This is a genomic window from Allosphingosinicella sp., from assembly GCF_036387215.1.
GTDB lineage: Bacteria > Pseudomonadota > Alphaproteobacteria > Sphingomonadales > Sphingomonadaceae > Allosphingosinicella.
The window spans coordinates 1-2,476 of sequence record NZ_DASVUE010000265.1; the positions used below are offsets into that span (position 1 = coordinate 1).

Genomic DNA, 2,476 nt, shown 5'->3' on the forward strand with positions numbered 1-2,476 from the left:
AACCTTGTGGCCGCTCTTCCACTACCGGATCGACCTGGCGGAGTATGACCGCAGCTTCGCGGGCGGCTACGAGCGCGTCAACGAGCGCTTCGCTGAGACGGTGTGCCCGCTCATTGAGCCGGACGACCTCATCTGGATCCATGACTACCATCTGATCCCATTGGGCGCGCAGCTTCGCGAGCGGGGGATCAAGAACCGCCTGGGCTTCTTCCTCCACATCCCGTTCCCGCCGTCGCGGCTGATGGTGTCGCTGCCGTTCCACGAGGGACTGGTGCTGTCGATGCTCGCCTATGACGTGATCGGCTTCCAGACGAAGGAGTGGCTGGACAGCTTCCAGAACTATGTCGAGCGCGAGCTTGGCGGCCATTGCGACCCGGACGGCATGATCCATGTCGGCGACCGCTCGGTCCACGCCGCCGCTTATCCGATCGGGATCGACTATAAGGAGTTCCAGGAGGCGGTGGAGAGCCCGCGCGCCGCCGAGGCTTACAACCGGCTCAAGAAGAGCGCCGACGGGCGGCACACGATCATCGGGGTCGACCGGCTCGATTACTCCAAGGGCCTCGCCGAGCGGTTCGAAGGCTATCGCCGCTTCCTCGAAGAGCATGAGGAGTGCCGCGGCCGTGTATTCATGCTCCAGATCGCGCCGCCGTCGCGCGGCGAAGTCGCGACCTACGAGGTGATCCGCGAGCAGCTGGACGAGCTTTCCGGGCGCATCAACGGCGAATGGGCGGAGGTGGACTGGGTGCCGATCCGCTACGTCAACCAGGGCTATGCGCGCGAGGACCTCGCCGGCTTCTACCGCGCGTCCGAGATCGCTCTGATCACGCCGCTGAGAGACGGGATGAACCTCGTCGCCAAGGAGTATGTGGCGGCGCAGGACCCGGAGGATCCGGGCGTCCTCATCCTCTCCCGCTTCGCCGGCGCCGCGCTTCAGCTGAAGGACGCGGTGCTCGTGAACCCCTATAGCCGGGACGAGATCAGCGACGCGATCCTTACGGCGATCCGGATGCCGAAGGAGGAGCGCATCCGCCGCTGGCAGGCGATGAACGCGAGCGTCAAGGGCGAGGACGTGGTCGCCTGGCGTCACGCCTTCGTCTCCGCGCTGGAGGGCGCGAAGCCCGGAAGCTGATCTGGGTTGCGCCCGCGCTGCAACAGGCCGCCGCCAATCGCTGCGGCTCCGGAACAAGAACCTCCACATCAGGTTCACGCGGCGATGCTCCGCCCGTCGCTCCTCGCCGCCTTCGCGCTCCTTGCCGCCGCCTCTCCGGCGCTTGCCGAAGGGCCGGAGCAGATTCAGGGCCTCGGCCCGAAGAAGGGCGAGTGGCTGCTCAACTATACGGGCCAGTTCGGAAGCGCCCGAGGCACCGACGCCGCGCGCCAGCATTCGGGCCAGTCCTTCTACGGCCTCAGCGACCGCATCGCGATCGGCGGCGAGACCCAGCTCGGCTATCGAAGTGGGCCGCTCGTCAAGGAGGACCGGCTCTATTTCGACTATGACAGCGTGATCGCGCTCGTCCGCTTCAGCGATGCCGAGAAGGACCCGATCGGCACCGGCTTCTGGCTCCAGGCCGCGCTCGACAGCGACGGCGAGGTGGCGCGGCTGGAAGCGCGGGGCATCGTCGAGAAGAAGACGCCGACCTTCCACGCCGAGGGCAATCTCATGCTGCGCCGGGTCAACGAGGAGGAGCAGGAGGGGACCTATATCGCCTATGCCGGCCGCCTCAGCTGGTCGCTCGGGCAAAGCAGCTGGATCGGTGCCGAAGTCTCGGGCCAGGCCGCGCGTCTCGGCGGGTTCGGCAAGGAGCCGCTCGAGAAGGAGCATTACCTTGGCCCCAGCATCCGCCACGAGATCGAGCTTGGCCGGGACAAGAGCCTCGAGCTCGGCCTCAGCTATCTGAGGCGCATCGACAGCGACGAGGGCCTGAGGAGCGTGTTCCAGCTGACTGGCGAGCTTCGCTTCTAGTCGATAGGCTCCTCTCCGGGCTTCCACTCATAGGGGTAACGCTGGCGCTTCGGCTCGGTCCACCAGATGTGGCGGCCGGTTTCCGTCGATGCGACCGGGCGGCCGTCGGCATCGCGCGCCGGCTCGTAGCGGAAGCGCTGCTCGATCAGGCGGCAGGTGGCCTCGTCGAGGTCTCGGTTGCCGCTCGACCGGGTGACCGTGCAGCCGCTCGGCCGGCCGTCGACGCCGATTGTGTAGCGGACGAGGACGGTCCCGCCGGCCCGGGCGCTTTTGGCGGCGCGGGGATAGTCGCGGCCGGAAAGAGCGCCGGCGACCTGGCGAGCGCGGGTGCCGGAGCCGCCGCTTCCCGAGCCGCTGCCGGAGCCGCCGCCTCCGGTTCCGGTTCCTTCGCCGCCGGCGCCGCTGCCGGTGCCGGGCCGGTCGGAGGCGCCTCGCGATGCGTCCCTTCCGACCGCCGGCGCCGGAGCTGCGGCGACGGGCGGCGGGACCGGGAGCCGCACTTCGGGCGGA

At 68.5% G+C, this 2,476-nt stretch carries 3 protein-coding genes; 2 read left to right on the forward strand and 1 reads right to left on the reverse strand.

Annotation, left to right across the window (positions count from 1 at the left end):
- Positions 1–1,132 (forward strand): alpha,alpha-trehalose-phosphate synthase (UDP-forming) (locus VF662_RS10795; protein WP_464140950.1); only part of this gene is annotated, 1,132 nt, incomplete at its 5' end.
- A gap of 84 nt (positions 1,133–1,216) precedes the next feature.
- On the forward strand, positions 1,217–1,966 hold the full coding sequence (locus tag VF662_RS10800) for a hypothetical protein (RefSeq protein WP_464140952.1): 750 nt from the start codon (positions 1,217–1,219) through the stop codon (positions 1,964–1,966).
- Here the strand turns inward: VF662_RS10800 and VF662_RS10805 are convergent.
- On the reverse strand, positions 1,963–2,476 hold a 514-nt coding region (locus VF662_RS10805; protein ID WP_464140954.1), incomplete at its 5' end, for an energy transducer TonB. The genes VF662_RS10800 and VF662_RS10805 overlap by 4 nt on opposite strands.

Bases quoted from the DNA above. Each gene is read 5' to 3' on its own strand.
- VF662_RS10800 (WP_464140952.1), top strand. From the start codon at position 1,217: ATGCTCCGCCCGTCGCTCCTCGCCGCCTTCGCGCTCCTTGCCGCCGCC.